Source organism: Stenotrophomonas sp. Marseille-Q4652 (assembly GCF_916618915.1).
GTDB lineage: Bacteria > Pseudomonadota > Gammaproteobacteria > Xanthomonadales > Xanthomonadaceae > Stenotrophomonas.
On the sequence record NZ_CAKAKE010000001.1, the window covers coordinates 1,744,372 to 1,768,471 of the forward strand.

The window sequence follows — 24,100 nt, forward strand, 5'->3', positions numbered from 1 at the left end:
ATCCAGCCTGCGCGGACCACCGCCGGCGGGCGCAAACCAGGGACAAGGGACACACGCAGGGACAACAACGCAGGCTTGGGCGGCATCGTCTTTCAAAAGGCAAAGGAGGGAATGACGCGGTGCTGGCGGAGCCGCCAGCCCGGCAACATTAGCCGGAGATGCGCATGCGGGGCGTGGAGGCCAGATACGAAAAAACCGGCTCGAGGCCGGTTCCTTCTATTCGCTTGGTGGGCGGTGCAGGGATCGAACCTGCGACCCTTGCCGTGTGAAGGCAATGCTCTACCGCTGAGCTAACCGCCCGTGTTGCGAGCCGCCCATTATAGGGAGGCCGACAAATTCGTCAACGGATTCGTGCAACTTTTTTCACATCGTGTTCGTGGGCTTGTCTGCACTGAGCGTGCCGGCCAGCATCGTCTCGATCTTGTTGCGGATCGCCTCGCCCTCGTTCCCTTCGGCCAGCTGCACGCCGATACCGGCGGTGCGGTTGCCCTGCGCGCCAGCCGGTGTCACCCAGATCACCTTGCCGGCCACCGGCAGGCGCTCGCTGGAATCAGGCAGGGTCAGCAGCAGGAACACCTCGTCGCCAAGGAAGTAACGCTTGGGCGTCGGTACGAAGATGCCGCCGTTCTTCACAAACGGCATGTAGGCCGCATAAAGCGCGGCCTTGTCCTTGACCGCCAGGGACAGGATGCCCTGGCGGGCGGTTGTCGCACTCATCTCAGGTTCCCCTTGGGTTGCCGCTCGTTCGCCGCGGACCAGGCCATCAACAGTTCCACCATCGCCAGGTCGGGGCGGACGGTGGTGCGCAGCAGGTCGCGGGTACGGTTCGCGGCGTCAAACCAGGCGGCCAGCTTGTGCAATCGCGACGGCTCGGTCAAGCCGGAAGACGAGGCCTGCGCCAATGCCAGATCGGCCGCGTGGCGCAGGCGAAGATCGGCGTGTTCGTCAGCCGCCCAGCGCTGGGCCAGTTCCACCGCACCGAGGCGGCCGCTGGCAACCTGTTCCAGGTCGCTGGCGACCTGCTTGCGCAGCGTCAGGCCATCATCGCGCAGCCACCGTGCGGCCAGGCCCGGATGGCCGCGGGCGGCATCCAGTCCTTCGGCGGCCGCGGCTTCGGCATGGCCCTGCGCCAGCAGCCACGCCATCGCCTCGGCGCGCGGCGGCAGCTTGAATTCCAAGCGCTGGCATCGGCTGCGGATGGTCGCCGGCAGGCGCGCCGGATCGGAGCTGATCAGCCACAGATAGCGGCCGGGGGCGGGTTCTTCCAGGGTCTTGAGCAGCGCGTTGCAGGCGGCGCGGTTGATCGCGTCTGCCGGGTCGACCACCACCACCTGCGCCGCTCCGTATTGCGGGGTGAGCGCCAGCTTCTGCGAGATCTCGCGCACCTGCTCGATGACGATCTCGGTGCGCAGCTTGTCGCCTGACTTGTTCGGTATGAACGACACCAGCTGCAGGTCCGGATGGGTGCCGGCAGCGATCAGTTGCTGGCTGCGGCGGGCGGCCGCTTCGTCGCCACGACCGAGCACGTGCCCGGCCAGCGCCAGCGCCACCTCGCGCTTGCCCAAGCCAGCAGGTCCGCAGATCAGCAGGCCATGGCCGAGACGACCGGCATCCAGTGCCGCCACCGTCTGGTCATAGGCGCGCTGCTGCCACGGGGAAAACGTATTGCTCATTCCTGCTGCGCCTGGCGGCTGGCACGCAGGCGCTGCAGGTAGCGCGCCACGGCGGCGGTATGTTCGGCATAGGTGGCGCTGAACTCGTGCGCGCCACTGCCATCACCGACGGCAACGAAGTACAGCGCATCGCCCGGCGCCGGATTGGCCGCGGCCCTGAGCGCGTCGCGGCTGGGCATCGCGATCGGCGTGGGCGTCAGGCCGGCACGGGTGTAGGTGTTGTACGGCGTGTCGGTGCTCAGGTGGATCTTGCGGATGTTGCCGTCATAGGCGCTGCCGATGCCGTAGATCACGGTCGGATCGGTCTGCAGGCGCATGCCCATCTTCAGCCGGCGGGCGAATACCCCGGCAATCTGCGGGCGTTCGGACGCCAGTCCGGTTTCCTTCTCGATGATCGAGGCCAGGGTCAACAACTGGTAGGGCGATTCGAGCGGCAGGTCGTCGGCGCGCGATTCCCAGGCCGAGGCCAGCTCCTTTTCCATTGCCGCATGCGCGCGCTTGAGCACGTCCAGGTCGCTGTCACCACGCTGGTAGACGTAGGTTTCCGGCAGGAAGCGCCCTTCCGGATGCTGGTCCGGGAAGCCCAGCGCGGCCATCAGTGCCGCATCGTCCAGGTCGGTGGTCTTGTGCTCAAGCGGGCTGGCCTTGGCCAGTGCCGCGCGCAGCTGGCGGATGTTCCAGCCCTCGATGATGGTGACCTTGTGCTGGATGACCTTGCCCTGGCGCATGCGCTGCAGCAGCTCGCGCGGGGTCGGTGCCGGATCCAGGCTGTACTCGCCGACCTTCAGCTTGCCGGCGGCATCGAGCTGGCGCGCAAGCAACTGCCATTGCAGGTCGTTGCCCTCATCCACCCCGGCTTCGCGCAGCTTGCCCAGCACGGTGCTGAAGGAATCGCCGGACGCGATCACCACGCTGGGCGCATCGGGGGTCAGCGCCGTGTCGGCGAAACCGCGCTGCTGCCACCACCAGGCGCCGGCGGCGGCCAGCGCGAGCATCAGCACCAGCACGAACGCCACTACGGCAAGACAACCCCGCTTAGCACCCGCCATGAACACCTCGATCCAATTCGTCGCCGGTCAGGATACCGCGCGCGCCGCCGCGACGACCAAGCGCCGGGTTCACGCCGGCTCCATGGCCCGCAGCAGGCCGCGCGCCTTGGCCCGGGTCTCGTCCAGTTCACGCTCGGGCACCGAATCGACGACGATGCCGGCACCGGTGCGGAACCTGGCCGTGTCGCCAGCGACCTCGGCGGTGCGGATCAGGATGTTCAGGTCCATGTCGCCGTCGCGGTTGAGCCAGCCAAATGCGCCGGTATAGGCACCCCGCGCCTGCTGCTCCAGCTCGGCAATGATCTGCATGCAGCGCACCTTGGGACAGCCGGTGATGGTGCCGCCGGGGAAGGTCGCGGCGATCACCTGTCCTGGCGTGGTGCCCTCACGCAGCACGCCACGCACGTTGCTGACGATGTGGTGCACGTGGGCGTAGCTCTCCACCGTCATCAGCTCGTCCACCAGCACGCTGCCCGGCGCGCAGATGCGCCCGAGGTCATTGCGCTCCAGGTCGATCAGCATCACGTGCTCGGCGCGCTCCTTGGGATGGCCGACCAGCTCGCGGATGCGCGCAGCATCGTCGTCACCGGCAAAGCGCGGGCGGGTGCCGGCGATCGGACGGGTCTGCACCATCTCGCCATGCACCGAGACCAGGCGCTCGGGGGACGAGCTGACTACCGCCCTGCCCTGTCCGACGAACAGGCCGGCAAACGGTGCGGGGTTGGCCACACGCAGCCGTGCATACAGCGCGAACGGCGACAGTGGCGCGGCGAACCCGGCTTCCCAGCGGCGCGAGAGGTTCACCTGGAACACATCGCCGGCACGCAGGTAGTCGATCACCCGCTCCACGCCCGCGGTGAAGCGCTGCGGCGCATCCTCGCGCCACTGCATCGGCGGTTGCCACTCCGGCAGCGGTTCCTGCGCTGGCAGCCCGGCCAGATCCTCTTGCAGGCGCTGCAACATCGCCTGCCGCCCGTCCTCGCAGATCGCGTGGCACTGGCCGCTGCTGCGGTCACGCAGGATCGCCGCCGGACAACGCAGGGCCAGCGCGACCGGCAGGCCATCCTCGCGCACAGGCAGGCGCAGTACCGGCTCGATCTGCCCGGCCAGTTCGTAATCCAGCAGCAGTGCCCAGCCACCGCGGAACGGCAGCGTCGCGTCGCCACGCGGCGTGCGCAGCGCCTGCCACTGTGCATCCAGTGCGGCCAGGAAATCCCCGGCCTGCGCTTTGCCCTGCAGGTCGCGCACCGTGCCATCGGGCGACAGCGAAATGCCCTGTCCGTCGGCCATCAGCAGCAGGTCCCAGCGCCCCTGCGCCGTGCCCGAGGCGGTGGATTCCATCAGCAGCGGATAGCGCTGCGGCGCGGCGCGTTGCAGCGCCAGCAGGTCGACACCGGCCGGCAGCGGAAGGATGTGCGGTTCGGTCATGTCGTCAGGTACCGGCAGCGGAGGCAGGTGGAAGTGTCCAGGGCACGACGCCTTTCCCCGGATGCGCCAAGGCCGCCCTTAAGGCGGCCTTGGACACGGGGCAGGCGGGCGGTCAGATGCGCTTGAACACCAGCGTGCCGTTGGTGCCGCCGAAGCCAAAGCCGTTGGACATGGTCACGTCCACCTGCTTCTCGCGCGCGGTGTGCGGGACGTAATCCAGGTCGCAGCCCTCGCCCGGCTCGTCCAGGTTGATGGTCGGCGGGATAATGCCGGTTTCCAGCGCCTTGATCGCGAAGATCGCCTCCACGCCACCGGCCGCACCCAGCAGGTGGCCGGTCATCGACTTGGTCGAGCTGACCAGGGTGCGGTAGGCGTGCTCGCCCAGCGCGGTCTTCATCGCCAGGGTCTCGCCCACGTCGCCCAGCGGCGTGGAGGTGCCATGCGCGTTGAGGTAACCGACCTGTTCCGGGTTGACCTTGGCATCCTTCATCGCCGCGACCATGCAGCGCGCGGCGCCCTCGCCGTTCTCGCTCGGCGCGGTCATGTGGAAGGCATCGGAGCTGGCGCCAAAGCCGGCCAGTTCGCAGTAGATGCGCGCGCCACGCGCCCTGGCGTGCTCGTACTCCTCCAGCACCAGCAGGCCGGCACCGTCGCCCAGCACGAAGCCGTCGCGGTCCTTGTCCCACGGCCTCGAGGCACGGGTCGGGTCGTCGTTGCGGGTGGACATGGCCTTCATCGCGCAGAAACCGCCCACGGCGGTCGGCGAGGAGCCACGCTCGGCGCCGCCGGCGATCATGACGTCGGCATCGCCGTACTGGATCATGCGCATCGCGGTGCCGATGGAATGGTTGGAGGTGGCGCAGGCCGACACCGCCGAGAACGACGGCCCCTTCAACCCGGTGATGATGCTCAGCTGGCCCGGCAGCATGTTGATAATGGTGCTGGGCACATAGAACGGCGAAATCTTGCGCGCGCCGCCCTCGTGGAATTTGATGGTCTGCTCCTCGATCCCCAGCAGGCCGCCGATGCCGGCGCCGATGATGGCACCCACGCGTTCGGCATTGGCTCCGGTGATCTCCAGCCCGGCATCGTGCAGCGCCATGAAGGCGGCGCCCAGGCCGTAGTGGATGAAGGAGTCCATTTTCTTGGCGTCCTTGGCGGACACCTGGTACTTGCCGTACAGCGGGTTTTCGGCAGTGATGTCGAAACCCTTCACCTCGCCGGCGATCCTGGTGGTGAACTGCGACGCATCGATCTGCGTGATCGGGCCGATACCCGAACGTCCATTGATGATGCCTTCCCAGCTGCTGGCCAGATCATTGCCCAGCGGCGACACCATGCCCAGGCCGGTAACGACGACACGACGACTCATTAGCAGATTCTCCTGACCCCGGATCGGGCGGGTTGACGCTTAAAAGCACAGGGCCGCATCAGCGGCCCCATGGATTTGCAACGCGGACGGTGCCTGTGCCCCGGCCGCGTCCAAGGCAGGCATCAGGCCTTGACGTGGGCCTTGACGTAGTCGATGGCCTGCTGCACCGAGGTGATCTTCTCGGCTTCTTCGTCCGGGATCTCGCACTCGAACTCTTCTTCCAGAGCCATCACCAGCTCGACGGTGTCCAGCGAGTCGGCGCCCAGGTCATCGACGAACGATGCGTTGGTGGTGACTTCCTCTTCCTTGACGCCAAGCTGTTCAACAACAATCTTCTTGACGCGTTCTTCGATGGTGCTCATTGGATATCGCTCCAGATGGAGTAGGGGTTGTTCGAAAAGGCCATCGTCCTGCGACAGCCGCTTGGATAGTGTAGTGGAAAGCGCCCGGGCCTTGCATCGCTGCTTAAACTCCGTTCGATCAGCCACTTAAGCGCGATCCCTGCGCCTCCTGCTCACGGCATGTACATGCCGCCATTCACATGCAGGGTTTCGCCGGTGATGTAGCTGGCCGACGGACCGGCCAGGAACGCTACCGCACGCGCGATGTCTGCCGGGTCGCCGAGGCGGCCCAGCGCGATCTGGCCGAGCATCGCGGTCTTCGCGTCCTCGGGCAGGTCCTTGGTCATGTCGGTGTTGATGAAGCCCGGCGCGACCACGTTGACGGTCACACCGCGCGAGCCGATTTCCTTGGCCAGCGACTTGGAGAAGGCAATGATGCCGGCCTTGGCCGCGGCGTAGTTGGCCTGTCCGGCATTGCCGGTCACGCCGATCACCGAGGCGATGTTGATGATGCGGCCCTTGCGCGCCTTCATCATGCCGCGCATCACCGCCTTGGAAGTGCGGTAGACGCTGGTGAGGTTGGTATCGAGGATGGCCTGCCAGTCCTCGTCCTTCATCCGCATCAGCAGGTTGTCGCGGGTGATGCCGGCGTTGTTGACCAGGATGGTGACGGCGCCGAATTCCTTGGATACCGAATCGATCAGTGCCTCGACCGCGCCCGGCTCGGTCACGTTCAGCGCGCGACCATGCCCCCCGACGGCAGCCAGTCGCTCGCCAATGGCGGCAGCGCCGGATTCGGTGGTGGCGGTGCCGATGACGGTCGCGCCCTGCGCGGCCAGTTCGTCGGCGATGGCGGCACCGATGCCGCGGCTGGCACCGGTGACCAAGGCAATCTCACCCTGCAATGGCTTGTTCATGCATGTTCCCTCGATGGCGGGCGCTGGCCTTGCTGCCGGCGCCGGTCGTGAATGCCGATGGCCGCCGTGGCGGCCGGGTGACTCAGTGGACCCACTCGTCCTGCGCAGCGGCCAGTTCGGCCGCCGAACCCAGGGCGCGTGCCTCAAGCGACTTGTCGATGCGCTTGACCAGGCCGGTCAGGACCTTGCCCGGGCCGCATTCGGCCACGCGGGTCACGCCGCGCGCGGCCAGCGCCTGCACGCATTCTGTCCAGCGCACCGGCAGGTACAGCTGGCGAACCAGCGCATCACGGATGGCGTCCACGCTGTCGTGCACCTGGGCATCAACGTTCTGCACCACCGGCAGCGCCGGCACCTGCCACTGCAGGTCAGCCATGGCCACGGCCAGGCGGTCGGCCGCCTCGCGCATCAGCGGGGTGTGCGAGGGCACGCTCACCGCCAGCTTCACCGCCTTGCGCACGCCGCGTTCGGCCAGCAGCGACAGGGCGCGGTCCACCGCTTCGGCGTCGCCACCGATCACGATCTGGCCCGGGGAATTGAAGTTGGCCGGCACGACGACCTGGCTGCCGGAGGCCTGCGTACAGACGTCCTGCACCACGGCATCGTCGGCGCCGAGCACGGCGGCCATCGCGCCCACGCCGGCGGGAGCGGCTTCCTGCATCAGCTGGCCACGCAGGCGCACCAGCCTGGCGCCATCGGGCAGAGACAGTGCACCAGCGGCGACCAGAGCGGTGTATTCGCCCAGGCTGTGGCCTGCCAGAACCGACGGGCGGTGCACGCGCCCGGCATTCCACAGGCGCCATACCGCGATACCCGCGGCCAGCAGCGCCGGCTGGGTGTATTCGGTGCGGTTGAGCATGTCTTCCGGGCCGTCCTGCGAGATCGCCCACAGGTCCACGCCCGCACCTTCGGAAGCTTCCTGGAAGGTCTCGAGCACCTCGGGGTGCTGCTGGGCCAGATCGGCCAGCATGCCGAGCGACTGGGATCCCTGGCCGGGAAAAACAAAGGCTAGTGTGGATTCGGTCACGCGTGGTTCGCCTGCAAAATCGAGCGGGGCATCATAAGGGCGAAAACCCGTATACGTCTGTACTACCCAGTATGCAGCATCGCTCGCAGAGGGCCGTAAATACCCTGCGGGCAGGGCCCTGCCGCCCGATCGCCCTTGATCACAACGGATGGCGGATTGCTGGACGGGGATCAACCGCACGACCATCGCCCTGCCCGGCCGCATGAAACAACATGCACTGAAACTGTCACACGTCCGTTTCGTACGGGCAGCGGCGCAGCACTGGATTCCATTCCACGGGAAAAATCCATGCATGACGAAAGCCCGCGCCGGAAACCGGGCAGGCCTGTCCAAAACATCAAAGGTGCTGGCGGACGACGCCGCGCCAGGGAATCAGTAGCGCAGCAGCGCCGAGCCCCAGGTGAAGCCGCCACCGAAAGCTTCCAGCAGCAGCAGTTGCCCGCGCTCGACACGGCCCGAACGCACCGCTTCATCCAGCGCCAGCGGCACCGAGCCGGACGAGGTATTGCCGTGGCGGTCGACGGTGACCACTACCTGGTCCATCGACATGTCCAGCCGCTTGGCGGTGGCCTCGATGATGCGCAGGTTCGCCTGGTGCGGGATCAGCCAGTCCAGGTCGGACTTGTCCAGCCCGTTGGCCTCAAGGGTTTCGTCAACCACCGAGTCCAGCGCCTTGACGGCGTACTTGAACACGTCGTTGCCCTTCATGTTGATGGTGCCGCCACCGCCGGGGCCTTCCTTGAAGCCCACGGAGACGCCCACCGGGTTCCACAGCAGCTCCTTCTTGCTGCCATCGGCATGCAGGTGGGTGCTGAGGATGCCGGTTTCCTCATCGGCCTTGAGCACGACCGCGCCAGCGCCGTCGCCGAACAGCACGCACGTGGTGCGGTCGCTCCAGTCGACGATGCGGGTCAGGGTTTCGGCACCGATCACCAGCACATGGCGGGCGTCGCCACTGCGGATGAACTTGTCGGCGATGCTCAGCGCGTACAGGAAACCGGAACAGGCCGCGTTGACGTCGAACGCCGCGCAGCCGGTCGCGCCCAGCCGCGCCTGGATCAGGCAGGCGGTGGACGGGAAAATCAGGTCAGGCGTGGTGGTGCCCACCACGATCATGTCAAGCTGCGACGCTTCGATCCCGGCCGCTTCCAGCGCACGCAATGCGGCGTTGTAGCCCAGGTCGCCGGTGGTCTCGCCCTCGGCAGCCATGTGCCGCTCGCGGATACCGGTGCGCGTCTGGATCCACTCGTCGTTGGTGTCGACAATCCTGGCCAGATCGTCGTTGGTCAACACCTTCTCGGGCAAATAGCTACCGGTGCCCGCGATCCTCGAGTAGATCCGCTTGCTCATGCTTGTTCCTGTTGCAGGGGCGGCCATGCGGCAACCCCGAAGAAAGGAGCAAGGGCCACCATCCGGACGGATGGCGGCCCTTACGGATCAATCTTCTTCGACGACCGAGTCGGCCTTGGTCGAGATCACCTTCTTGCCACGGTAGAAACCGTCGGCGGTGACGTGGTGACGCAGATGCACTTCACCGGTGGTCGGATCGGTCGACAGCTGCTTGGCGCTCAGGGCGTCATGCGAACGGCGCTGGCCGCGGCGGGACGGGGTAACACGGGATTTCTGCACAGCCATGGGATTGCTCCAAACTCGGTTCGTTTTGCTTCGTCGTTTCGTCGCACAGGACGCCAGCGCCCGGCACTCTTTGCTTTCGCCGCAGCCGCCGACGACAACCGGCTGCTATTGTTTCTTCTTCAATGCCGCCAGCGCCGCGAACGGGCTGGCCTTGCCAACTTCTTCCTGCGGCGGCGCCCATTCCTGGTCGACCGCATCCCCTTCGGGGGACAACGGCACCACCGGCACCGCCAGCACGAGTTCATCTTCCACCAGGTCCAGCGGCCGCAGGTTGCCGTCTTCCGGCACCAGCAGCGCTTCGTAATCCGGCGGCAGCGAGGACTCCTCTTCCTCGTCCCGGATCAGACCGAGACGCTGCACAACCGAGACCGGCAACAGGAAACGCTGCAGGCTGCGCTGACAGGTCAGCGGCAGCGCGGTATCGATGGACAGTTCGACATAGGATACCCGCAATACCTCGTCGCGACCGAATTCGAGTGCGAATCGACACTCGCCATCGGTATCGGCGACCAGTCCTTGCAGGCGGGTCAACTCAGCCAGGGGAACCTGGCCGTCGAAGCGCCTACGCGCTGCGACCATCCGCCAGGCATCCAGCATTTCGGGCACGTTCGCGGACATAAGCCGCTGAATTTTAAGGATGGGTCAAGGCACTGTCAAATGCCCTGCTGACGATTGCCTGACCCGGGGCCCCGAACGCAGACTGCGGGCCCCGCACCCAAGGACTGCAATGGCTTCCCTGATCCTCGCCTCGACCTCGGTCTATCGTCGGGAACTGCTGGAGCGGCTGCGCCTGCCGTTCGACTGCGCACGCCCTGACGTTGATGAACAGCCTCGCGAGGGCGAGCCGCCGGTCGTGCTGGCGCAACGCCTGGCCAGGGAAAAGGCAATGGCGGCGGCAGCCACCTCCCCCGGCGCCTGGGTAATCGGCTCGGACCAGGTCGCCGACCTGGACGGCCACCCGCTGGGCAAGCCCGGCGATGCCGCTTCCGCACGTGCGCAACTGGCGGCCATGTCCGGGGGCGTGGTGCGCTTCCACACCGCCGTGCACCTGCACGGACCGGGCGCAAGCTGGGACGCGCTCGATACCACCGAAGTGCATTTCCGTCAGCTCGGCCGCGAAGAAATCGCCAGCTATATCGAGGCCGAACAACCGCTGGACTGCGCCGGCAGCTTCAAGTGCGAAGGTCTGGGCATCAGCCTGTTCGACGCCATCCGCACCTCGGACCCGACCGCCCTGGTGGGCCTGCCACTGATCGCCTTGTCACGACTGCTGCGCCAGGCCGGCTTCACCCTGCCCTAAGGCAACCTCGGAGGAGGCACCGTGTGTTAGCGGATGCGTAGCGGCTGCTCGGCCCAGTCCTCGACGCTGCCGTCGTTGCCGTGCAGGCGCAGGCCAAGCCAGTGGCGCCCAGGCGCCTGGCCAGACAGGTCCAGCGTGGCGCGGAAACCGACGTTGGGGTGCTGCGGGTCGGTGGATATCTCCCAGAAGCCGGTGACGTCGTAGGCGATGCCGTATTCGGCTTCGGCCACCACCACGCCATCGAGCAGCAGTTCGACCCGCGACAGGCCCACGCCATCCTTGAATGCCCAGCCTGCGATTTCCAGCTTTTCGTCCACCTTCGCATTCGGCAGCGGGGTATCGATCCACGCCATCGCCGGTGTCACGCAGGGTCCCTCGACACGCTTTTCCGGCAATGCGAACAACAGGAAACGCTGGTAGCCGTGGTCGCTGGAAACCACCCGCGGTGGCGGCAGAGGGCCGACCATTTCGCACACGGCGTGGTAGCGCACCAGCAGGTCGCGATAGCGCTGGTCACCGGGAGCAAGCACCAGCAATTGCGGGTGCTGCCACGCACCGTCATGGAGCAGCCCCCACTGCGCGAGCTGCGCCGTGCGCCCGTGATGGTCGTTGAGCTCATGCGGCAGGACGCGGATGGATGGATCACGCAGCTGGAAGCCCAGCTCGGCCCCGATCTTGAAGTTGCTGGCCAGTACCCGGGTGCCCTCGGGCATGCGCGCCAGCTCCTCGCGCACCGCAGCGGCCAACGGATCCCAGCCGGCGAAGTTGCGTGGGTAGTACTTGTTGCCGACCAGCTCCTCGCGCATTGCCGGGGTTGCTGCCACGAGGTAATAACCAAACGCGCAGGCCAGGCCAGTCCCGGCCACCCACAGGGTGATGCGGCGCAGGCGCCGCGACCATCCATGCAGCACTACCGGCGCGGCCACCAGCAGCGCGAAGTAACCCGGCAGCGGCCAGTGGAAACTGATGCGCTCCACGTCGGTGAAGAAGCCCAGCACGAAGATCGCCAGCGTGGAGACGCCACCGACCAGCGCGAAATACCGCCACTGCACACGCGTGCCGCCGCCATCGCGCGCCCCGGCGATGGCCACCTTCCACAGTGCGATGCACAGCAGTGGCGTCACCAGCAGCGGCTGGATCAACAGGAACCACAGGCCGGTCCATTCGAACTGCCACGGATGGCGTTCGACCAGCTGGAATTTCAGGCCGGCATCATGGTTGTCGGCGTTCCAGGCCAGCAGTGGCAACCACGCCAGCACGCCGAAGGCCAGCGCCACCCACACCCGCGGATCCCGCAGCATGCGCCGCCCTTCCGGCAGCAGCAGCAATGCGATGAAACCCACGCCGATCACACCGATGAAACGGTAGTGGCTGAGCGCGCCGATCAGCAAGCCGAGTGCCAGGTTGATCGCGCCGGAGGCATCGACCTGGCGCAGCAGTCGCGCACCGGCATCCAGGCACAGCACCGAGGCCAGTGCCAGCGGCACGTCGGGAACGGCAAGGATGCCGAGCGTGGCCGACAGCGGCATCAGCGAGGTCAGTGCGCCGGCCTGCCAGCCAGCCACCGCGCCGAACCAGCGCGCGGAGATGCGCACGATCAACCACGGCAGCAATGCGGCAATGACCAGGAACGGCAGGCGCAGTGCCAGCACATGCTGGCCACCGATCTCCACGCCCAGCCGCGCCAGCCATGCGGTGAGTCCGGGCAGGTCCGAATAGGCCGCTGCCAGATGCTGGCCTTCCTGCCAGTAGAACGCTTCGTCCACGAACAGCGGCAGGCGTGCAGCCACCACCAGCTTGGCGGCGGTGACGATTGCCCACAGCGTCATGAAGATCGTCCGTGCCCGTTGTTCCCTCTGCATTGGCCTTTACACTCCCTTGGACCCATCGACACGAGACGACACATGTCTACCGCGCCTCATGAACAGGGAATCCTAACTGATGCGTTGCGAAGGGCCCTTCAACGCGCCCAGGAGCAGGTCAACTCGCTGGTGTTGGGTAAACCGCACGAGGTCCGGCTGGCGTTCGTCGCCCTGCTCTCCGACGGGCACCTGCTGATCGAGGACCTGCCCGGTCTGGGCAAGACCACGTTGGCACACGCCCTGGCATCCACGCTGGGCCTTGGGTTCCAGCGCGTGCAGTTCACCTCCGACCTGCTGCCGGCCGATGTGCTGGGCGTGTCGGTCTACGATGCGCAGACGCGGCAGTTCCAGTTCCATCCCGGCCCGGTGTTCACCCATGTCCTGCTCGCCGACGAGATCAACCGCGCGCCACCGCGTACCCAGAGTGCCCTGCTCGAGGCGATGGCCGAGCACCAGGTGACGCTCGACGGCGTGACCCATGCGTTGCCAGATCCGTTCTTCGTCATCGCCACGCAGAATCCGGTAGACCTGTCTGGCACCTTCCCGTTGCCGGACTCGCAGCTGGACCGCTTCCTGCTGCGGCTGGCGCTGGGCTACCCGAATCCCGAGGCCGAGCGCGCCCTGCTTGCCGGCAGCGATCGCCGCGACCTGATCTCCCGGGCCATCCCGCAACTGTCCGACGACGACGTGCGTACCCTGCGTGCGGCCGTGCAACAGGTCCATGCCAGCGAGGCACTGATTGACTACGTGCAGGCGCTGCTGACCCGCAGCCGCCAGCATGCAGGCGTGCGCGTGGGCCTGTCGCCGCGCGCCGGCATCGCCCTGCTGCGTGCCGCGCGTGCGTATGCGCTGCTGCTCGGCCGCAATCACGTACTGCCCGAGGACGTGCAGGCGCTGTTCGTGGCCGTGGCTGGCCATCGGCTGGTGGCTGAAGCCGAATCCTCTTCCGATCCCGCCCTGGCCCGCGCGATCCTGCACAGCGTGCAGGTGGACTGATGCGGCGGGCGTTGCGTGCACGCTGGCAGGCACTGCAGTTGCTGGCCCGGCCGCGCGCGACCGAGCCGCTGCCGGTCCAGTTGCGCCGCAACCGCATCTACGTACTGCCCACCGGCTTTGGCTGGTTCGTCGCGCTGCTGTTGCTGGTGATGCTGCTGGGCGCCTTGAACTACAACAACAACCCGGCGTTGCTGCTGGCGCTGCTGCTCTCGGCGATCGGCATTGCCAGCACCATCATGGCCCACCTGCAGCTGTCCGGACTCCGGCTGGAAGCAATGTCGGCCGAACCGGTGCCGGCCGGTTCTCCGATCAAGCTCCGGCTGACCCTGGCCCGCGACGATGCACGCATGCGGCGCGGATTGCGGCTGGAGCACCCCGGCGCCGAACCGGTGCACGCGGACCTGGACGAGTCGCGCATTGAGGTCGACCTGTTCCTGCCGACCCGACAACGCGGCTGGCTGGACCTGCAGCGCGTCCGCATCTCCACCACCCAGCCACTGGGCCTGGTCCGCGCCTGGGCCTGGGTGTGGCCGGAAACCCCGTTGCTGGTCTACCCCAGAGCTGAAAAGGCGGGACCGCCACTGCCCGAGAGCGATGGCGCCGCCGCCCGCACCCGGGCCCATCCGCTGGGCGAGGAACTCCAGCAGTTGCGCAGCTATCGTCCCGGCGACGCCCTCCAGGCCATCTCCTGGAAGCATTCGGCACGGCGTGACTCCCTGCTGGTCCGCGAGTACGAGCGTCCGCTGGGCCTGGAGCTGACGCTGGACTGGCACGCCCTCGTTCCGATGCCACCGGAGCAGCGCATCGCGCGCCTGGCGCGCTGGGTCAACGAGGCCGAACGCGAGAACCGTCGCTACCGGCTCAACCTGCCCGGCCAGTTGCCGTTCGGACCGGGCAATGGCGATGCGCACCGCCACCTGTGCCTGCGCGCCCTGGCGCTGCTGCCCCATGACTGACGCGCCCGTGCCCCTTTCACCGGGCAACCGCAACCGCAGCCTGGTGACCACGGCACTGGCACTGCTGCCGTTGCTGCTGCAGCTGCCTTCGCTGCTGGCCAGCGGCTTCGGGCTGGTTGCGGCGGCTGTCGCAGCGCTGTCCTGGCGGCGGCCGCTGCCGGCAGTGCTGCGCGCACTGCTGGTCCTGGCGATGCTGGGCCTGATCTACTGGCAGATGGGCGCACGTCCCGGGCGCGACACCGGCTGCGCACTGCTGGCGGCGATGCTGGCGATCAAGTCCTCGGAACTGCGCAGCCTGCGCGATGCCCGTAGCCTCCTCGGCTTCGCCCTGTTCGCGCCGTTCTCGGCCTTCCTGCTCGACCAGGGCCCGTTGACCCTCGCGCTGGCCATCGCCGCCGTGCTCAGCGCGCTGTGGACGCTGCAGTGCATGGCCGACGAGGAAGGCCGCGGCGCCACCGCCGCGCCCGGTGAACACCTGCGCGGCATCGGCCGCCTGGTACTGCTGGCCCTGCCACTGGCGCTGGCCGCGTTCTGGCTGTTCCCGCGACTGGCGACGCCGCTGTGGGGCATCCCCGAACGCACCCTCGCCCGTCCGGGCCTGTCCGACTCGATGCATCCGGGCGAATGGATCGACCTGATGGCCGATGACTCGCCGGCGCTGCGTGCGCAGTTCTTCGGCCCGGTGCCCGAGCCGCAGCAGCGTTACTGGCGGGGGCCGGTACTCACCGATTTCGATGGACGCAGCTGGCGCCGGCCGCGCTGGCGTCCGGAGCGCGAACCGCCCCCTACCGTGCCCGGTGCCCCGCGCTGGGATTACCGCATCGAATACGAGCCCACCGACAGCCGCCAGCTGGTGGCCCTGGACCTGCCGCTGCAGCCGCCCGAAGGCACGCGCCTGGATGCCGACTACAGCCTGTACAGCCATCGCCCGTTGAGCGCGATGACCCGGTGGCACCTGCAGTCGGCCGCGCCGGTCCAGTTCCAGCCCGAACTGTCCGCGGCGTCCCGACGCCAGGCGCTGGCCCTGCCGGAGGGGTTCAACCCGCGTACCCGCGTCCTGGGCCAGCAGTGGCGGCAACAGGCCGGCGCCGATGATGCCGCGATCGTCAACCGCGCACTGGCCTGGATCCGCGCCGAGTTCGGCTACACCCTTTCCACCCCGCTACCCGGCCGCCATGGCGTGGACGAGTTCCTGTTCCAGCACAAGGCCGGCTTCTGTGAACACTTCAGCTCGGCCTTCGTGGTGCTGATGCGCAGCGCCGGCATTCCCGCACGCGTGGTCACCGGCTATGCCGGCGGCGTGCGCAACCGCTTCGGCGATTACTGGGTGGTGCGGCGCATGGATGCCCATGCCTGGGCCGAGGTGTGGCTGCCGGAACGCGGCTGGGTGCGGGTTGACCCGACCGCGGCGGTCGCCCCCGAGCGCATCTACGACACGCTGGAGAACCGGCTGGGCCAGGGCGGTGCCGAGGGCGCCGTGACCCTTGGCGACCGCTTGCTGCAAGTGACCCAGTTCGCCGACTGGATGCGTCGCGGCTGGAACGAGCTGGTGCTTTCCTTCGATGCCGAGCGCCAGCAGCGCATGTTGCGCCCACTGGGAATCGAGCGGTTGGAGCCCTCCCACCTCATCGCCCTGTTCGCTTTGGCTGCGGCGGCGATGCTCGGCTGGATGGCGTGGCTGCTGGCCCGCGGCGAACGCGAGCGCGATCCGCTGCTGCGCGCCTGGCACCATCTCGGGCGCCGTTATGCCCGCCGCGGCCTGGGCCGGCAGCCGCACGAGCCGGCACTGGAATGGGCGCGCCGCGTCGATGCCATCGCCCCGGATCCGGGGCTGGTCGCACTCAGCGGGCGTTTCGCTGCCGCACGCTACGCTGGCGCCGATCCCCAGCCTGCTTCATTGTTGCGTGACCTGCGCAGGCACCGACCGAACCCCGGAGCACGTCCATGAAGATCCGCCATCTGCTTCCCCTCGTCGCCACGCTGACGCTGGCGGCCTGCGCCACCGCCCCCAAGCCGCTGCAAGGCCAGTTCAGCGAGGTTTCGCCACGCGACTCGGTGGCCCAACAGCAGACCGGCACGCCGGTGCGCTGGGGCGGTCGCATCATCGAAACCACCCCGGGCCCGGGCGAAACCTGCTTCCAGCTGATTTCGCGCCCGCTCAACGGCACCGGCCGCCCGGTGACCGCTTCCAGCGATGCCAGCGACGGCCGTTTCCTGGCCTGCCGTGCGGGTTTCTATGATCCGGCGGTGTTCGAGCCCGGCCGCGACGTGACCTTCATCGGCCGCGTCACCGGCTATGAAACCACCCGTATCGGTGAGTACGACTACCAGCTGCCGCGCCTGCAGGCCGACGTGGTCTACCTGTGGCCGGTGCAGCGCGAGGTGGAGGTCGTTCCGGCCTATCCCTATGGCCCGTGGGGCCCGGCGTGGGGCCCGCGCTGGGGCTGGGGCTATCGCGGCTGGTGGTGAGCACATCTCCCCGACAACAACGCAAAACGCCGCCCCAGGGCGGCGTTTTCGTATCCGCAACCTGGACGGATCAGGGGGTGCCGAAGCGTCCCAGCGGCGCGCCGGCCAGCAGGTGCAGGTGGATGTGGAACACGGTCTGCCCGGCGTGCTCGCGACAGTTCATGACCACCCGGTAGCCATCCTTGTGCAGGCCCTGCTCGCGGGCATAGGCGGCGGCGGCGACCACCAGCTTGCCGACCAGCGCCCCCTGCTCCGGGGTCAAGTCATCAAGGGTCGGGATGACCTCGTTCTTGGGAATGAACAGCACGTGCACCGGCGCCTGCGGTGCGATGTCCTTGAAGCCCAGCACGTCCTCGTCCTCGTAGACGATGGTGGCGGGAATTTCGCGGCGGATGATCTTGCCGAAGATCGTGTCGGTGTCGGTCATGGCGGAAGTCACATCGGGAAACCAGCCGACAGCTTAGACGCTCGCGCAAGGCGTGCGCACGCGCTGCGCAACGCGGGCTTATTCGGGCACTTCGCTGCGGCTGCCGAAGGCATGCGACAGCGTGCCGCGATCCACGTATTCCAGTTCGCCCCCCAGCGGCAGCCCCTGGGCGAGCCGGCTCGGGCGCACGTGGTGGCGACGTGCCAGCTGCGCCAGGTAGTGCGCGGTGGCCTCGCCCTCGACGGTGGAGTTGGTGGCGATGATCAGTTCCTGCACCTCGCCCTGCTGCAGGCGCTGCTCGAGCTGGTCCAGGCCCAGTTCGCGCGGGCCTATGCCGTCCAGCGGCGACAACCGTCCCTGCAGCACGAAATACAGGCCGCGGTAGCCGGTGGCGTGCTCGATCGCCAGACGATCGGCCGGCGATTCGATCACGCACAGCTGCTGGCGCTCGCGGCTGGCGCTGGCGCACACCGGGCACACCTCGCTCTCGCTGAAGTCACGGCACTGCACGCAGTGGCCGATGCGCTCGATCGCCGCAGCCAGCGCCGAGGACAGCCGCTGGCCGCCCTCGCGCTCGCGCTCGAGCACGTGGTAGGCCATGCGCTGCGCGGTCTTCTGCCCCACGCCGGGCAGCACCCGGAAGGCCTCGATCAGTTGTTCGAGCAGCGGCACGCTCATCGGTCATCCACTCCGTGAAACGCACGCGCGAAACCCGGAGGCTTCGCGCGCAGGTACGACAAGATCGGCGGCACCGGGCCGCCGGTGCCGGTCAGAACGGCAGCTTCATGCCCGGCGGCAGCTGCATGCCGGCCGTGGCCGAGCCCATACGGGCCTTGGATTCGACGTCGACCTTGTTGGAGGCGTCGTTGAAGGCAGCGGCGATCAGGTCCTCGACCATCTCCTGGTCGGACAGGATGCTCGGGTCGATGCGCACCTTGCGGCACTCCTTGGCGCCGGTGAGGGTCACGCTGACCATGCCCGCGCCGGCGCTGCCGGTGACCTCGAGCTTGGCCAGTTCTTCCTGGGCGCGCTGCAGGTTTTCCTGCATCTTCTGCGCCTGCTGCATCAGTTGGGCGATATTGCCACGCATGTTCGTTCACTCTTCAAAGGGACGGATGGAATCAGGCACGACCCGCGCGCCATGCTGCTGCACCAGCAGCTGCACCGTCGGGTCTGCCATGAACGCGGTCTCGGCCGCGCTCTGCCGCTCGCCGCGCTGGCGGTCAGCGCGCTCGTGCAGGGTTTCGGCGTCGGCACGTCCGGTCTCGATGACGATCTTCGGTGCCTGGCCCAAGGCCCTGGCCAGCGCCTGTGACAGGTCGCCCACCGAACGTTCCGACTGCAGGTATTCAAAACCCGGCGACAGCGCCAGGCGCAGGGTGCCGCGTTCGTAACGGACGAAGGCGGAATTGGCTGCCAGCTGTCGCGAAGGGCCGGTTAGGCCACTGGCGGCGACCAGGTCCAGCCACTGCTCGGCGTTGCCCAGTACGAACATGCCATCGGCGTCCTGCGACACGGCGGCCGCAGCCGGCACCTGCGCAGGAGCCGGCGCGGCAGGCGCAGGACGGGCCTGCGGCTCGTCGGGCCAGGGCGCGGCCATGGCAGCTTCGGGCGCGGGCGCCAGCGCGGCGGCCAGCGCCTCGTCTTCGCGCGAGGCGGCATTGCGGCCGGGGATTTCCCATGGCGGCGCATCGTTTCCGCTTGCAGCCGGTTCGGCCACCGGGGCTACCGGAACAACCGGCGCCTGCTTCGGCAGCGACGGCTCGGGCGCCGGAACTGCCGGAGCCGGGCTTGCCTCCACCGGTGCAGCGGCGCGGGTCGGCGCTGCCGGCACGGGGTCGGCCGCCGGCATGCCTTCCTTGGGCACGCCGGGGATGCCGCCGGTCGGACGGAAGGCGAGCATGCGCAGCACCGCCATCTCGAAGCCGGCACGCGGACTGGGGGCCAGGTGCAGGTCGCGACGGCCGGACAGCGCCATCTGGTACCAGAGCTGCACCACTTCCGGGCGCAGGCGGGTGGCGAACGCGGCCATGTCCACGCCATCGCCGGCCACGGCGGCTTCGGGCACCAGCTGCCTCACCTGGGTGCGATGCAGGGCCTCGGCCAGCGCCTCCAGCACCCCGCTCCAGTCCGGCGAGAATTCAGCCAGGGTGGCGACCACCTGCAGCAGGCGCACGCCATCGCCATCGGCCAGCGCGTCGAGCATCGCCCCGACCTGGGTGCGGTCCACGGTGCCGAGCATGGTCCGCACCACGTCCTCGCGCAGCGCGCCGCCGGCATAGGCGATGGCCTGGTCCAGCAGCGAGAGGCCGTCGCGCAGCGAACCATCGGCGGCCTTGGCCAGCTGCGCGATCGCCGACGGATCCGACTCGATGCCCTCGGCACCGAGGATCCTGGTCATCTGTCCGCGGATCTGCTCCTCGTCCAGGCGCTTGAGGTTGAACTGCAGGCAGCGGCTGAGCACGGTCACCGGCAGCTTCTGCGGGTCGGTGGTGGCCAGCAGGAACTTCACGTGCTCCGGCGGCTCCTCCAGCGTCTTCAGCAGCGCGTTGAACGCTGCCTTGGACAGCATGTGCACCTCGTCGATCAGGTAGACCTTGTACTTGCCCCGACTGGGCATGTACTGGGCGTTCTCGATCACCTCGCGCACGTCATCCACGCCGGTGTTGGACGCGGCGTCGATCTCCAGCAGGTCGATGTAGCGGCCGGCGTCGATGTCCTGGCAGGCGGCGCACTGGCCGCACGGGTCGGCGCTGGTGCCATGCTCGCAGTTCAGCGACTTGGCGAAGATGCGGGCGATGGTGGTCTTGCCCACGCCGCGGGTACCCGTGAACAGGAAGGCGTGGTGCACGCGCCCGCTGTCCAGCGCATTGCTCAGTGCGCGGACCACGTGCTCCTGGCCCACCAGTTCTGCAAAACGCTTCGGACGCCACTTGCGGGCTAGGACGAGATAGGACATCGGGCAACCGTCTTCATCTGAATCGCCATTGTGCCATGGCCGTCAACACCCACCCCGGTCGTGAAAATCGTGCTTGTGGCAAAGCCCGCGGACCTATAGAATCTGCGGCCCTGCCGGGGTCCACGGACCTTTGGCAGGACCCGGAGAGGTGTCCGAGTGGTTGAAGGAGCACGCCTGGAAAGTGTGTAAGCGTCTAAACCGCGCTTCGGGGGTTCGAATCCCCCTCTCTCCGCCAGACTTGCGGGTTTACCCGCCCCGTCCGTACCCACATGTACGGATGAACAAAACCCGGGCCGCGCTCAGCGCGGCCCGCGTCTATGGAGGCCCCGTCGGCCCCTCGCGACGCTAGGTCGAAAATCCCGCCAGGGCCGGAAGGCAGCAACGGTATCGATCGACGCGGGCGCCGAGGTCAGCCGGCGGGGCTTCCACCCTTTCTGGGCCCGGACTTTCGTTCCCTGCACGCCTCGGCGCGGGAATCAGGCCGCAGGCGCCGCCAGCGCCAGGCATTCACCCGGCATGGCGACACGATGCCCGCGTGCGCGCATCGCCTCCCCGTCCGCCGCACTGGCGTAGTGGTACAGCACCATGCGCGCGCGCAGCCTGGCGTCGTACTCGCGCTCCAGGTCCTCCACCCCGGTATGGGAGGGGTTGCCAAGCAGACCGCAGTCATGGGCGATCAGTTCGCCGGCGTCGGCAAAGCGCGCCAGCATCTCCGGGATCGGGCGGGTATCGCCGGTCCACACCAGCGACTGGCGCAGGCGCAGGCCATAGGCCGTTTCCGGCCAGTGATGGCGCACCGGGAATACCTCCAGCCGCAGCTCCTCGTGCCAGAACGCATCGCCGACCGGGATCAGCTGGAACGCATCCCAGAAGTTCGCCCCGCCCTCGGCAAGCACATTGGGGTAGTCGGCCACCCGCCGGTGCAGCAGCGGCACCACGGTCGCCGGCACGTACAGCCGGATCCGCCCGCGCAGCTCTGGATTGAAGTAGCTGCCGACGAACAGGCGCTCGAAGCCTGCAACGTGGTCCAGGTGCACGTGGGTGACGAACACCGCCGAGGGCAGCGCGCCGTATCGGGCCTGGTAGGCGGTCAGGCCTTCGCCGCCGCAGTCGATCGCCAGCCACGGCTGGCCATCGCGCTCGATCACCGCATTGGGTGATCCGAGCTCCACCGCCGATGCATTGCCCACGCCCAGGAAGCGCAGCGCCCAGTCCATCAGTAGCCCCGGCTCCAGGCCAGGTCGTAGGCACGACGCAGGCGGGCGTAGTCCTTCTCCACGTCCTCGCGGCTGCGCTCGCCGCGCAGCTTCAACAGCGAACGCAGCAGGCGCTTGAGGTTGCGCTCGCGCCAGCGCGTGGCCGGGATGCGCAGCTGGCTGCGGTCGAAATCGATCAGCCAGCCATGGCCGTTGGCATCGAAGAGGATGTTGTGTGCGTTGAGGTCGGCGTGGTCCAGGCCGGCGCGATGGAAGCACGCGATCAGGCGCCCGGCCTCTTCCCACGGCGCGCCGCGACCAGCCACCAGCGCGCGGTCGGCCAGCGAGCGCACGCCCTCCAGCCGTTCCATCAGGATCGCAGCGCGGTAGCGCACGCCCTCGCGCATGTAGAAGGCCGCCAGCGGCCGCGGCACCGGCAGCTTGCGGGCCAGCAGCGCACGCATCAGCCGGAACTCGGCGAAGCTGCGGGTGCGGTCGGCACGCTGCCACAGGTAGAGGTCATGACTGAGCCGTGCGGCCAGGCCGCCACGCAGGTAGTGGCGCAGCACGCACGGACCGAACGGCGCCTCGACGAACCAGGCGCCACCGCGTCCGCCATCGCCTACCGGCCGCGCCTTCTCGCCCCAGTGCGTGGGCGAAAACAGCGAGGCGTCGGCTTGCCGCAGCCGTTCGCGGTCGAACAGAATGGCCCCATATCCGCGGCCCTCGCGGCAAGGCGTCAGCGCTTCAGTGGCGTCAAATGCGACCATTCCTTCGAGTCTAACAACACCATGCCCCAGACGTCCTCATCCCTGTGCCTTTTGCGTTTGTCAGCGCTCGGGGACGTGACCCATGTGGTGCCGCTGGTGCGGACGCTGCAGCGCGCGATGCCCGGGACCAGCCTGCACTGGGTGATCGACAAAGGCGGCTACAAGCTGCTCGAGGAACTGCCGGGCGTGGTCTTCCACACCTATGACAAGAGCACCGGCCTGGCCGGGATGCGGGCGCTGCGCGCGCAACTGCCCAACCGCTTCGATGCGCTGCTGCAGATGCAGGTCGCGTTCCGCGCCAACGTGCTGTCGGCGTTCATCCCGGCCCGCCGGCGCATCGGCTACGACCGCTCCCGCTCCAAGGACCTGCATGGGCTCTTCATCAACGAGCGCATCGCCGACCGCCCCGGTATCCATGTGCTCGATGCGATCGGCAGCTTCTGCGAACCGCTGGGCCTGCAGCAGACCGAAGTGAGCTGGGACCTGGCCACCCCGCTGGCCGCGCGCGAGTGGGCCCGGGCGCAATGGGACGACGACGGGCGCCCGGTGCTGATGATCTCGCCGTGCTCCAGCCACGTGCGCCGCAACTGGTATGCCGACCGCTACGCGGCGGTGGCCGACCACGCCGCCTCGCGTGGCTGGCGCGTGGTGCTGTGTGGTGGCCGCAGCGAACTGGAGCGCAGCACCACCGACGCAATCCTGGCGGCGATGCAGCACCCGGCGCTGGACCTGGTCGGCAAGGACACGCTCAAGCAACTGCCGGCGCTGCTGGAACGCGCCTCGCTGCTGATGACGCCGGACTCGGGACCAATGCACATCGCCAATGCGGTCGGCACCAAGGTGCTGGGCCTGCATGCGGCCAGCAACCCGCACCGCAGCGGCCCGTACTCGGACCGGCGCTACTGCGTGGACCGCTACGACGATGCGGCGCGCAAGTACCTGGGCAAGCCGGCCAGCGAACTCAAATGGGGCGCCAAGGTCGAGTTCGACGGGGTGATGGAGCTGGTCACGGTGGACGACGCCATCGCCGCGTTCGAGCGCTACTGCAGCGACAACGGCCGCTGATCGGTGCCAGTGGGCGGGGCCAGCCTCAGCCTGCGCGGTAGTCCTGGTAGGACTTCTCTTCCACGTACGACGAGCCCAGCGCCAGGTTGATCTGCTTCTTGATCCGGGCGCGCTCGTCATTCTCGAAGTAGACGCTGCGCGCCAGCTGCACGAACTCCTCGTCGAAGGCCTGGGCCTTTTCCTTGAGGCGGATGTCGTCCTCGATCGTCCACAGCTTCTCGTTGACCGCCTTGAGCTCGGCACGCAGCCGTGCGATGTCCTTGACCGCGGCCGGATGTGACATCCAGGTCTTCTCCAGCGCGCCCAGCTCCTTGCGCACGTTGGCCAGCTTGGCCTCGTCGCTCATCCGCTCGGACTTGATCTGCAGGATGGCGATCTTGTCCAGCAGTTCGCCAAAGGATACGGGGACGAGGATCTCGGACATGGGGATTTCCACGAAGGACAGGACGGCAGTTTAGAGGCGCCGAGCGGGGGCGCGGAAGTTCGCCCATGGCCGGGCGCCGGCAAGCGCAACACCGGAAACGAAACAGGCCGCCCGAAGGCGGCCTGTTCCTGCATCTGGCGGAGAGGGGGGGATTCGAACCCCCGAGGCGCTATAAACGCCTGCCTGATTTCGAGTCAGGTACATTCAACCACTCTGCCACCTCTCCGGGTGGTC

The 24,100-nt window shown here is 67.9% G+C and carries 25 protein-coding genes, 3 tRNA genes and 1 other RNA gene; 8 read left to right on the forward strand and 21 right to left on the reverse strand.

The window, feature by feature from the left end; genetic code table 11:
- Positions 1-225: 225 nt before the first annotated feature.
- The 12 genes from LG380_RS08185 to LG380_RS08240 all read right to left on the reverse strand — a co-directional run bounded on the left by LG380_RS08185 (position 226) and on the right by LG380_RS08240 (position 10,060).
- Positions 226-300: transfer RNA gene (locus LG380_RS08185), tRNA-Val, on the reverse strand.
- A 63-nt stretch (positions 301-363) separates the two neighbouring features.
- Positions 364-717 (reverse strand): PilZ domain-containing protein, encoded by a 354-nt coding sequence (locus LG380_RS08190; RefSeq protein ID WP_225764505.1) that lies wholly within the window; start codon positions 715-717, stop codon positions 364-366.
- Positions 714-1,673 carry a DNA polymerase III subunit delta' gene (locus LG380_RS08195; protein WP_225764507.1) on the reverse strand — a complete coding sequence of 320 codons (960 nt, stop codon included), beginning with the start codon at positions 1,671-1,673 and terminating at the stop codon, positions 714-716. Before LG380_RS08195 ends, LG380_RS08190 begins: the two co-directional genes overlap by 4 nt.
- Positions 1,670-2,722, reverse strand: coding sequence for an endolytic transglycosylase MltG (gene mltG, locus LG380_RS08200; RefSeq protein ID WP_225764509.1), 1,053 nt, complete (start codon positions 2,720-2,722; stop codon positions 1,670-1,672). Before mltG ends, LG380_RS08195 begins: the two co-directional genes overlap by 4 nt.
- Before the next feature lie 69 nt (positions 2,723-2,791).
- The gene (locus LG380_RS08205) at positions 2,792-4,150 is read right to left on the reverse strand and encodes an aminodeoxychorismate synthase component I (RefSeq protein ID WP_225764511.1); all 1,359 of its coding nucleotides are present in this window, start codon (positions 4,148-4,150) and stop codon (positions 2,792-2,794) included.
- A gap of 112 nt (positions 4,151-4,262) precedes the next feature.
- Positions 4,263-5,522, reverse strand: coding sequence for a beta-ketoacyl-ACP synthase II (fabF, locus tag LG380_RS08210; protein WP_225764513.1), 1,260 nt, complete (start codon positions 5,520-5,522; stop codon positions 4,263-4,265).
- A 122-nt stretch (positions 5,523-5,644) separates the two neighbouring features.
- Positions 5,645-5,884 carry an acyl carrier protein gene (gene acpP, locus LG380_RS08215; protein WP_225764514.1) on the reverse strand — a complete coding sequence of 80 codons (240 nt, stop codon included), beginning with the start codon at positions 5,882-5,884 and terminating at the stop codon, positions 5,645-5,647.
- A 152-nt stretch (positions 5,885-6,036) separates the two neighbouring features.
- On the reverse strand, positions 6,037-6,780 hold the full coding sequence (gene fabG / locus LG380_RS08220) for a 3-oxoacyl-ACP reductase FabG (RefSeq protein ID WP_225764516.1): 744 nt from the start codon (positions 6,778-6,780) through the stop codon (positions 6,037-6,039).
- 82 nt (positions 6,781-6,862) lie between these two features.
- Positions 6,863-7,807, reverse strand: coding sequence for an ACP S-malonyltransferase (gene fabD, locus LG380_RS08225; protein WP_225764518.1), 945 nt, complete (start codon positions 7,805-7,807; stop codon positions 6,863-6,865).
- Between the two features lie 372 nt (positions 7,808-8,179).
- Complete coding sequence (locus LG380_RS08230) at positions 8,180-9,157, reverse strand: beta-ketoacyl-ACP synthase III (protein ID WP_225764520.1); 978 nt, start codon at positions 9,155-9,157, stop codon at positions 8,180-8,182.
- Between the two features lie 87 nt (positions 9,158-9,244).
- On the reverse strand, positions 9,245-9,442 hold the full coding sequence (gene rpmF / locus LG380_RS08235; protein ID WP_225764522.1) for a 50S ribosomal protein L32: 198 nt from the start codon (positions 9,440-9,442) through the stop codon (positions 9,245-9,247).
- 105 nt (positions 9,443-9,547) lie between these two features.
- The gene (locus LG380_RS08240) at positions 9,548-10,060 is read right to left on the reverse strand and encodes a YceD family protein (protein WP_225764523.1); all 513 of its coding nucleotides are present in this window, start codon (positions 10,058-10,060) and stop codon (positions 9,548-9,550) included.
- 109 nt (positions 10,061-10,169) lie between these two features.
- On the opposite strand from LG380_RS08240, the gene LG380_RS08245 reads away from it, so the two are divergent.
- Entirely contained in the window at positions 10,170-10,742 is a 573-nt protein-coding gene (locus tag LG380_RS08245; RefSeq protein WP_225764524.1) for a Maf family nucleotide pyrophosphatase, read from the forward strand.
- A 26-nt stretch (positions 10,743-10,768) separates the two neighbouring features.
- Here the strand turns inward: LG380_RS08245 and LG380_RS08250 are convergent, their stop codons facing one another.
- Entirely contained in the window at positions 10,769-12,604 is a 1,836-nt protein-coding gene (locus LG380_RS08250; protein WP_225764525.1) for a glycosyltransferase family 39 protein, read from the reverse strand.
- 42 nt (positions 12,605-12,646) lie between these two features.
- On the opposite strand from LG380_RS08250, the gene LG380_RS08255 reads away from it, so the two are divergent.
- Genes LG380_RS08255 through LG380_RS08270 form a run of 4 tightly spaced genes read left to right on the forward strand, consistent with a single transcriptional unit; the run spans position 12,647 to position 17,025 of the window.
- Positions 12,647-13,600, forward strand: coding sequence for an AAA family ATPase (locus LG380_RS08255; protein ID WP_225764526.1), 954 nt, complete (start codon positions 12,647-12,649; stop codon positions 13,598-13,600).
- On the forward strand, positions 13,600-14,556 hold the full coding sequence (locus LG380_RS08260; protein WP_225764527.1) for a DUF58 domain-containing protein: 957 nt from the start codon (positions 13,600-13,602) through the stop codon (positions 14,554-14,556). The genes LG380_RS08255 and LG380_RS08260 overlap by 1 nt, the downstream gene beginning before the upstream one ends.
- Positions 14,549-16,504 (forward strand): DUF3488 and transglutaminase-like domain-containing protein, encoded by a 1,956-nt coding sequence (locus LG380_RS08265; RefSeq protein ID WP_225764528.1) that lies wholly within the window; start codon positions 14,549-14,551, stop codon positions 16,502-16,504. Before LG380_RS08260 ends, LG380_RS08265 begins: the two co-directional genes overlap by 8 nt.
- The gene (locus LG380_RS08270; RefSeq protein WP_225764529.1) at positions 16,501-17,025 is read left to right on the forward strand and encodes a Slp family lipoprotein; all 525 of its coding nucleotides are present in this window, start codon (positions 16,501-16,503) and stop codon (positions 17,023-17,025) included. The genes LG380_RS08265 and LG380_RS08270 overlap by 4 nt, the downstream gene beginning before the upstream one ends.
- Before the next feature lie 70 nt (positions 17,026-17,095).
- Here LG380_RS08270 and LG380_RS08275 read toward each other — a convergent pair whose 3' ends face one another.
- From LG380_RS08275 to dnaX, 4 genes are all read right to left on the reverse strand, one after another.
- Complete coding sequence (locus LG380_RS08275; RefSeq protein WP_225764530.1) at positions 17,096-17,452, reverse strand: histidine triad nucleotide-binding protein; 357 nt, start codon at positions 17,450-17,452, stop codon at positions 17,096-17,098.
- 78 nt (positions 17,453-17,530) lie between these two features.
- The gene (recR, locus tag LG380_RS08280; protein ID WP_225764531.1) at positions 17,531-18,130 is read right to left on the reverse strand and encodes a recombination mediator RecR; all 600 of its coding nucleotides are present in this window, start codon (positions 18,128-18,130) and stop codon (positions 17,531-17,533) included.
- A 91-nt stretch (positions 18,131-18,221) separates the two neighbouring features.
- On the reverse strand, positions 18,222-18,542 hold the full coding sequence (locus LG380_RS08285; RefSeq protein ID WP_225764533.1) for a YbaB/EbfC family nucleoid-associated protein: 321 nt from the start codon (positions 18,540-18,542) through the stop codon (positions 18,222-18,224).
- Positions 18,543-18,548: 6 nt separating this feature from the next.
- A complete protein-coding gene (gene dnaX, locus LG380_RS08290; RefSeq protein WP_225764534.1) occupies positions 18,549-20,411 on the reverse strand; it encodes a DNA polymerase III subunit gamma/tau in 1,863 nt (620 codons plus the stop codon).
- 142 nt (positions 20,412-20,553) lie between these two features.
- On the opposite strand from dnaX, the gene LG380_RS08295 reads away from it, so the two are divergent.
- Both LG380_RS08295 and ffs read left to right on the forward strand, forming a co-directional pair.
- Positions 20,554-20,646, forward strand: a tRNA-Ser gene (locus LG380_RS08295).
- 91 nt (positions 20,647-20,737) lie between these two features.
- An RNA gene (gene ffs, locus LG380_RS08300) (signal recognition particle sRNA small type) lies at positions 20,738-20,834 on the forward strand.
- A 53-nt stretch (positions 20,835-20,887) separates the two neighbouring features.
- Here the strand turns inward: ffs and LG380_RS08305 are convergent.
- Positions 20,888-21,628 (reverse strand): MBL fold metallo-hydrolase, encoded by a 741-nt coding sequence (locus LG380_RS08305; protein WP_225764535.1) that lies wholly within the window; start codon positions 21,626-21,628, stop codon positions 20,888-20,890.
- A complete protein-coding gene (locus tag LG380_RS08310) occupies positions 21,628-22,377 on the reverse strand; it encodes a 3-deoxy-D-manno-octulosonic acid kinase (protein WP_225764536.1) in 750 nt (249 codons plus the stop codon). The genes LG380_RS08305 and LG380_RS08310 overlap by 1 nt, the downstream gene beginning before the upstream one ends.
- 21 nt (positions 22,378-22,398) lie before the next feature.
- Here LG380_RS08310 and LG380_RS08315 point away from each other — a divergent pair, with 21 nt between their 5' ends.
- Positions 22,399-23,442 carry a glycosyltransferase family 9 protein gene (locus LG380_RS08315; protein WP_225764537.1) on the forward strand — a complete coding sequence of 348 codons (1,044 nt, stop codon included), beginning with the start codon at positions 22,399-22,401 and terminating at the stop codon, positions 23,440-23,442.
- Between the two features lie 25 nt (positions 23,443-23,467).
- On the opposite strand, the gene LG380_RS08320 is transcribed toward LG380_RS08315, so the two are convergent.
- Both LG380_RS08320 and LG380_RS08325 read right to left on the reverse strand, forming a co-directional pair.
- Entirely contained in the window at positions 23,468-23,866 is a 399-nt protein-coding gene (locus LG380_RS08320) for a DUF6165 family protein (protein WP_225764538.1), read from the reverse strand.
- A 135-nt stretch (positions 23,867-24,001) separates the two neighbouring features.
- A tRNA-Ser gene (locus tag LG380_RS08325) sits at positions 24,002-24,092 on the reverse strand.
- Positions 24,093-24,100: the final 8 nt, after the last annotated feature.

Bases quoted from the DNA above. Each gene is read 5' to 3' on its own strand.
- LG380_RS08255 (WP_225764526.1), top strand. From the start codon at position 12,647: ATGTCTACCGCGCCTCATGAACAGGGAATCCTAACTGATGCGTTGCGA.
- LG380_RS08315 (WP_225764537.1), top strand. From the start codon at position 22,399: ATGCCCCAGACGTCCTCATCCCTGTGCCTTTTGCGTTTGTCAGCGCTC.
- LG380_RS08270 (WP_225764529.1), top strand. From the start codon at position 16,501: ATGAAGATCCGCCATCTGCTTCCCCTCGTCGCCACGCTGACGCTGGCG.
- LG380_RS08205 (WP_225764511.1), bottom strand. From the start codon at position 4,150: ATGACCGAACCGCACATCCTTCCGCTGCCGGCCGGTGTCGACCTGCTG.
- LG380_RS08190 (WP_225764505.1), bottom strand. From the start codon at position 717: ATGAGTGCGACAACCGCCCGCCAGGGCATCCTGTCCCTGGCGGTCAAG.
- fabG (WP_225764516.1), bottom strand. From the start codon at position 6,780: ATGAACAAGCCATTGCAGGGTGAGATTGCCTTGGTCACCGGTGCCAGC.
- rpmF (WP_225764522.1), bottom strand. From the start codon at position 9,442: ATGGCTGTGCAGAAATCCCGTGTTACCCCGTCCCGCCGCGGCCAGCGC.
- LG380_RS08260 (WP_225764527.1), top strand. From the start codon at position 13,600: ATGCGGCGGGCGTTGCGTGCACGCTGGCAGGCACTGCAGTTGCTGGCC.
- LG380_RS08305 (WP_225764535.1), bottom strand. From the start codon at position 21,628: ATGGACTGGGCGCTGCGCTTCCTGGGCGTGGGCAATGCATCGGCGGTG.
- LG380_RS08245 (WP_225764524.1), top strand. From the start codon at position 10,170: ATGGCTTCCCTGATCCTCGCCTCGACCTCGGTCTATCGTCGGGAACTG.
- LG380_RS08285 (WP_225764533.1), bottom strand. From the start codon at position 18,542: ATGCGTGGCAATATCGCCCAACTGATGCAGCAGGCGCAGAAGATGCAG.
- LG380_RS08275 (WP_225764530.1), bottom strand. From the start codon at position 17,452: ATGACCGACACCGACACGATCTTCGGCAAGATCATCCGCCGCGAAATT.
- LG380_RS08230 (WP_225764520.1), bottom strand. From the start codon at position 9,157: ATGAGCAAGCGGATCTACTCGAGGATCGCGGGCACCGGTAGCTATTTG.
- LG380_RS08195 (WP_225764507.1), bottom strand. From the start codon at position 1,673: ATGAGCAATACGTTTTCCCCGTGGCAGCAGCGCGCCTATGACCAGACG.
- mltG (WP_225764509.1), bottom strand. From the start codon at position 2,722: ATGGCGGGTGCTAAGCGGGGTTGTCTTGCCGTAGTGGCGTTCGTGCTG.
- dnaX (WP_225764534.1), bottom strand. From the start codon at position 20,411: ATGTCCTATCTCGTCCTAGCCCGCAAGTGGCGTCCGAAGCGTTTTGCA.
- acpP (WP_225764514.1), bottom strand. From the start codon at position 5,884: ATGAGCACCATCGAAGAACGCGTCAAGAAGATTGTTGTTGAACAGCTT.
- LG380_RS08250 (WP_225764525.1), bottom strand. From the start codon at position 12,604: ATGCAGAGGGAACAACGGGCACGGACGATCTTCATGACGCTGTGGGCA.
- LG380_RS08265 (WP_225764528.1), top strand. From the start codon at position 14,549: ATGACTGACGCGCCCGTGCCCCTTTCACCGGGCAACCGCAACCGCAGC.
- fabF (WP_225764513.1), bottom strand. From the start codon at position 5,522: ATGAGTCGTCGTGTCGTCGTTACCGGCCTGGGCATGGTGTCGCCGCTG.
- LG380_RS08320 (WP_225764538.1), bottom strand. From the start codon at position 23,866: ATGTCCGAGATCCTCGTCCCCGTATCCTTTGGCGAACTGCTGGACAAG.
- LG380_RS08240 (WP_225764523.1), bottom strand. From the start codon at position 10,060: ATGTCCGCGAACGTGCCCGAAATGCTGGATGCCTGGCGGATGGTCGCA.
- LG380_RS08310 (WP_225764536.1), bottom strand. From the start codon at position 22,377: ATGGTCGCATTTGACGCCACTGAAGCGCTGACGCCTTGCCGCGAGGGC.
- recR (WP_225764531.1), bottom strand. From the start codon at position 18,130: ATGAGCGTGCCGCTGCTCGAACAACTGATCGAGGCCTTCCGGGTGCTG.